This window comes from Streptococcus equinus ATCC 9812 (assembly GCF_000187265.1).
Taxonomy (GTDB): domain Bacteria; phylum Bacillota; class Bacilli; order Lactobacillales; family Streptococcaceae; genus Streptococcus; species Streptococcus equinus.
This window is the reverse complement of the sequence record NZ_GL698429.1, coordinates 521,893-527,937: the sequence shown is the minus strand read 5'-3', so window position 1 is coordinate 527,937 and position 6,045 is coordinate 521,893. Positions and strand designations below refer to the sequence as shown.

Annotated in this window: 3 protein-coding genes and 3 pseudogenes; 3 read left to right on the top strand and 3 right to left on the bottom strand. The window is 38.4% G+C overall.

Going from position 1 to position 6,045, the window contains the following annotated elements:
- Nucleotides 1-65: 65 nt before the first annotated feature.
- Nucleotides 66-989, bottom strand: a pseudogene (locus HMPREF0819_RS08900) (IS3 family transposase).
- Nucleotides 990-1,191: 202 nt separating this feature from the next.
- Nucleotides 1,192-2,350 (bottom strand): annotated as a pseudogene (locus HMPREF0819_RS08635) (IS110 family RNA-guided transposase).
- A 273-nt stretch (nt 2,351-2,623) separates the two neighbouring features.
- Here HMPREF0819_RS08635 and acpS point away from each other — a divergent pair.
- The 3 genes and pseudogenes from acpS (at nt 2,624) to HMPREF0819_RS02460 (ending at nt 5,706) form a co-directional block, all read left to right on the top strand.
- On the top strand, nt 2,624-2,983 hold the full coding sequence (gene acpS / locus HMPREF0819_RS02470; protein ID WP_004231830.1) for a holo-ACP synthase: 360 nt from the start codon (nt 2,624-2,626) through the stop codon (nt 2,981-2,983).
- Nucleotides 2,980-3,999 (top strand): annotated as a pseudogene (gene alr, locus HMPREF0819_RS02465) (alanine racemase). Before acpS ends, alr begins: the two are co-directional and overlap by 4 nt.
- 90 nt (nt 4,000-4,089) lie before the next feature.
- Entirely contained in the window at nt 4,090-5,706 is a 1,617-nt protein-coding gene (locus HMPREF0819_RS02460; RefSeq protein WP_004231823.1) for a CHAP domain-containing protein, read from the top strand.
- Between the two features lie 113 nt (nt 5,707-5,819).
- Here HMPREF0819_RS02460 and HMPREF0819_RS08630 read toward each other — a convergent pair.
- On the bottom strand, nt 5,820-6,045 hold a 226-nt coding region (locus HMPREF0819_RS08630), incomplete at its 5' end, for an ISL3 family transposase (RefSeq protein WP_004231820.1).

Genomic DNA, 6,045 nt, shown 5'->3' with positions numbered 1-6,045 from the left:
GCCCTATAATCTCCAAAGTGGCATTACCCACTACAGAAATTATAGAGCCAAAGTTAGACACTTAATTATGATAAGGATTTAGTTCTGTATTGCACAGGACTGAGTCCTTTTAATTTTGCCTTGATACGTTTATTGTTGTAATAAAAAATATAATCTGTAATGGCTTGTTCCAGCTTGTCAAGCGACTTAAGAGTCTTTTCATAACCGTAAAACATCTTAGATTTTAAGATTCCAAAAAAGATTCCATCATGCTATTATCTGGGCTATTTCCCTTACGGGACATGGATGGATGAGTTCCTTTTTGATTGAGAAAGTCATGATAAAACAGGTGTTGATATTGCCACCCTTGGTCACTATGAAGAATCGTATCATCATAATGGTCATCTGGAAAAGCTTGTGTTAACATTCGTTTGATTTGTTCCAAATTAGGCGAAGTTGATAACTGATAAGCGATGATTTCACTGTTATAGCCATCTAAAACTGGTGATAAGTATAATTTTTGAGAGCTGGCTGGAATGGCAAATTCTGTGACATCTGTATAACATTTTTCGTAAGGCTTTGAAGCTTCAAATTGACGCTGGATGAGATTATCAGCTTTCTTGCCAATCTCACCCTTGTAAGATGAATACTTACGTTTACGACGAATACGTCCAGCCAAATTCATGCGTTTCATTAAGCGTTGTACTTTTTTGTGGTTGACCAAAAAACCTTGGTTTCTTAGTTCCAATAGGAAGAGCATATTCAAGAGAGACTGATATTTGAGAGTGAGCTTCAAAAAGGACTTGATTGATAATTTCTTGCTTTAGTTCAGGGGAATAGTACCTATTTTTGCTTTTTTTAACAATCTCTACGCCATATCGGTCCATAAGCTTAACCATGTAACGTAGATTTCTAGGATTGACATCATAGGTTTGACCCAGCTGAGGCCAAGACATACCTTGTTTTCTGAGTTGATAGATTTCTAATTTATCTTCGTAAGTTAATTTCATACAAAAAGCACCCCAATCGTTAGATTTTTTGTCTAACTTTTGGGGTACGGTTCACACAGCGATAAACTTGAATACAAGTTACTCAATCGTCTGGAGGATGCACTTGTTATTTTACTACTTTTCGTCTAAAAGCTCAATTTTAGACACGCAAAAAATCTTGCCCTTGAGCAAGTTTTAAAAATCATTCTTGACTTCTGTATTTTTATCTTAGTTTAGCTTCATCAAAGGTTTGATAGTTTTTGAGTAGATGATAAATGATACGAATAAGTTTCTTGGCAACAAGTGTTACAGCGACATTATAGTGTTTTCCTTGACTGATTTTTAGCTTTAAATAGGCTTTAAAATGCGGTGAGTAAATCGAGATGAGCTTGGCAGCTTGTATCAGGGCATACCTTAGATAAGAGGAACCTCGTTTTACCATATGACCTGTATATCCATCTGTCCTGATTGGTAAATAGCAGGGTCTAAACCTGCAAAAGCTTGAAGCTGATTTGAATTTTTGAAATTATGAATAGTCTTAATTTTGGCTAAGATAATAGCACCAAGACGATTTCCAATCCCTGTGATAGATGTAATAGGAGAGTTTAAGTCAGTCATCAAGAGGTCAATTTCCTTTTGGATTTGGTTAATTTGTTTATCGTAGTGTTTAATGCTTTCAATTAATTGCACTAATTCTAAGGATAAAGCTGTAGAAGCCTTCCCAACAGTCTGTTTGGCTGTCTCTTGTATCTGATGAGCCTTATCAGCGGTTAGTCGTTTGATTTTAAGTAACGATGAGAACCGAGCGCGAGCTATCTTTTGTGGAGACGGATAATTTGTTAGTAACTCATAGACAAAATGATTATGAAGATTACTAACAACTCTATGGAGTTCAGGGAAGATGATGTCAAGCAATCTGATATATATAAGTTCTTGCATTTAGACCGTGACTGAATTAAGGGATTTTGATAGCGTGTGAGTTCTTTTAACTCATCCATTGATTTATCTGTCTGATAATATTCAGGAGTGACATCAGAGCGTAGCTTACGAGCGATTAATAAAGCATCTTTCCTATCAGTCTTAGTTTTTCTAAGGGATTGTGATTTGGCAAATTGCTTAATGATAAAAGGGTTGTAAGCAAATACGTTGTAGCCTAACTCTCTTAAGAAAACAACAATATTGTAATTATAGTGTCCTGTGCTTTCAAGCGCTATTTGGATATCTTGTGTTATGGGGGATAGTTGTTTTAGTTGCCGTTTAAGGTCATTAAATCCTTGATAAGAATTGACAAATCTGAAGTTAGTTATCACTGTTTCTCCAGTTTCGTTGATACAGGCTAAATCGTGTTTGTTTTTGGCAATGTCAATACCAACATAGAGCATAAGTTTCTGATTCCTTTCAAAATGATTAGCGACTGTTGTTCGTTCCACGCACTCTTTGCCATGTACTCTTACACGAAATAAAACGTCCAAGCGTTATCATTCTCATTACCAATAAAATAAAGAGCTGTGGTTAGAGTCTCCTTGAAATCGTCTAGGCGATTGATAAATGATACTAATCCACAGCGCTGAACTAAGTATAAAACAAATCTAAAAAATAATTAAAGAAAGGGTTTATACTGGCGGGAGCTACCCGCTAATATAAATATAAGACGTATGATTATTGGTCACGGCATTGATTTGCAGGAAATTGATGCAATCAAGCGAGCCTATGAGAAAAATAACAGGTTTGCTAAGCGAGTTTTGACAGAAAATGAATTGCGTGTTTTTGAAGGTATTTCTTACCATAAACGTCAGATTGAATTTTTAGCGGGAAGGTGGTCAGGCAAGGAGGTCTTTTCTAAAGCCATGGTAACAGGAATTGGCGAACTTGGCTTTCAGGATATTGAGATACTCAATCATGAGAAGGGTGCTCCGCAAGTGACACGCTCTCCTTTTGAGGGGAGAGTTTTCATCTCCCTATCTCATAGTGGAAATTTTGTTCAAGCCAGTATTATTTTGGAGGAAGACGCATGATTTCAAGTTTACATCGCCCAACTAGAGCACTGATAGATTTAGAGGCTATTAGTCAGAATATTAAATCTGTGCAGGCTCATATTCCAGCTGGAAAAAAAGACTTTTGCGGTGGTTAAGGCTAATGCTTATGGTCATGGGGCTGTACAAGTTGCTCAGCACATTAGATCGCTTGTGGATGGCTTTTGTGTGTCAAATATTGACGAAGCCATTGAACTCCAAGAATCAGACATTACAGAGGTCATCCTAATCTTGGGAATTATCATGCCCGAGGAAATTGTTTTGGCAAAGAAATATCAGATTACAGTTACGGTTGACAGCATGGAATGGGTCAACCTGGCAATAGCAACTTAAATTGATTTATCTGGTTTATCTGTTCATCTTAAAGTGGATTCAGGGTGGGACGAATAGGTGTGAGGAGTTTGTCAGAAGCTGATTAGGTGATTGCTAAATTGAATGAGCAAGGTTGTCATGTGGAAGGAATTTTTACTCATTTTGCGACAGCAGACGAAGCCGACCTGGATAAATTTGAGCAACAGTTTAGCTTTTTTAGTGAGTTAGTTGACAATCTGGCCTATAAACCGGATTTAGTTCATGCTTCCAATTCAGCTACCAGTATATGGCATAGTGAAACTATTTTCAATGCAGTTCGTCTCGGTATTGTTATATATGGTTTAAATTCCAGTGGAAGGGAGCTAGAGCTTCCCTTTCCACTTAAGCCTGCACTTAGTTTGGAGTCTAGTCTGGTTCATGTCAAAAAACTAGAAGCAGGTGCAGATATTGGCTATAGAGCAACCTACACCACATCTGGGGAGGAGTACATTGGAACAGTGCCTATTATCTATGCGGACGGTTGGACCCTCCATCTGCCTAAAAAATATACTCTGGGTATCAAGGTAACTTTGATTGGTGGAAGTGGGGACAATAGCGTCTCTGCAACAAATCTAGCTCAGTATAAACAAACAATTAATTACGAAGTCCTTTGTTTGTTGAGCGATCGTATACCTAGAATTTATTAATTAAAATCCAATTGTTAGAATGTTTTACAATAATATGCTATAATATATAATAAATGAAATAGTATACATTGTTTAGAAAGGGGTGTCAAGATGAGGAATAAAGCAATTACATCAACGGTGATACTTGCTTTGATTTTTTCAAATAGCTTGCCTCTAACAGTTTTTGCGGAAACTATTGATACAAATAGTTCACAAGCAATCACTGAAACATCTGTCTCTACTGAAGAGTCTGAAACAAGAACAGAATCTTCTGACCCAGTTATAACAGAAAGTAATGTGACGGAAAGCACAACTAGTCCAGCAGAGTCTTCCTCAACCCAGGAAACGCCACCAACAACTCAGTCTAGTTCAGTGGCTCCATCTGAAACGCCACCAACAACTCAGTCTAGTTCAGTGGCTCCATCTGAAACGACAACATCAACATCTGATGAAGAGACTAGTCAGTCTAGCTCGACAGTAGCAAGTTCGTCAACCAGTTCAAGTTCAATTGTAGCTTCTTCAACCGCTACAAGTTCATCCACAACGACGGCAAGTTCATCAGGTACTGATAAGTCACAAAGTCAAACAACATTGAATCCAGCTGCATCGGTCTCATCAGCTACTGAACAAAAGGCATCAGAAGTAGCGGTCAGTCAGCCTCAGCTCAATACAAATGCGGTTGCAACAACAGGAAGTTTTGATGATAGCTATGTAGATTTGTCTAAGTATATTGCTTTAAATCAGGCTTTCTATGTTGAGCATTGGTCTGGCAGTGACGCTTACAGCCACAATCTTCTAGCGCATCGTTATGGAATTACGGCAGAGCAGTTAGATGGCTACCTTGCTTCTACAGGTATTGCCTATGATTCTAAACGTATCAATGGTGCTAAATTGTTAGAGTGGGAAAAGGAGAGTGGACTTGATGTTCGTGCTATTCTTGCCATTGCCATTGCCGAAAGTTCATTAGGGACTGCAGGTGTTGCAACAGCGCCAGGTGCTAACATGTTTGGATATGGAGCTTTTGATTCCAATCCGAATAATGCCAACCAATACAATGATGAGGTGGCCGTTCGTGCTTTAACTAAGGAAACCATTATTAAAAATAAAAACCTCAGCTTCCAAATTCAAGACCAGAAGGCTCAAAAATTAGCTAATGGTATGCTCAATACTCTCATTGATGGCGGCGTTTATTTTACGGACGCTTCAGGTACTGGTAAACGTCGTGCAGAAACCATGAAAGCTATTGATAAATGGATTGATGAGCATGGTGGAACGCCTGCTATCCCTGAAGAGCTTAAACAAGTTAACTTGGCAGGAGTTGCCAGCGTTGTTAATGTTCCAGCGGGTTATAGCATTTCAAGACCTGTAAACTCATCAACTTATCTCACAGCTTCATACCCTTGGGGACAATGTACTTGGTATGTTTATAACCGTGCTAAGGAATTCAACATCAACTTTAATGCTTTCATGGGGAATGGTGGTGATTGGCAATTCAAGGCTGGTTATGAAACAAGTCACAAGCCAGAAGTTGGTACAGCTTTGTCATTCTTGCCAGGTCAAGCTGGCGCCGATGGGACTTATGGTCATGTAGCCTTTGTCGAAGAAGTTAAGGACGATGGATCCATTCTGATTTCAGAATCAAACGTTCTTGGTTTAGGAACTATTTCTTACCGTACATTCAGTGCAGCTCAAGCAGCACAATTTACTTATGTCAAAGGTCATCAATAATTTGATAATCAGATAAGATGAAAATCGGCTCTTTGTCAACTGTAGTGGGTGGCAAAGTTAAGCTCTAGCGAGAACAAATTGGCTCTTTGTCAACTGTAGTGGGTGACTTATAGCTAAGCACGAGAGGAGACGAAATGCGTCTTCTCTTTTTGCATGTTTAAAGCGATAAAGATACGTTTTTTAAAGTTGTCAAAGTTCCTAAATCCAAAGGCATCGCGCTTGATGTCTTTGATGAGTTTGTTGGTTGCCTCCAGTTTGGCATTAGAATAGGGAAGCTTAATGGCATTAGTGATGTATTTCTTATACCGAATGAAAGTTGTTAGTGTTGTTTTAAATGAG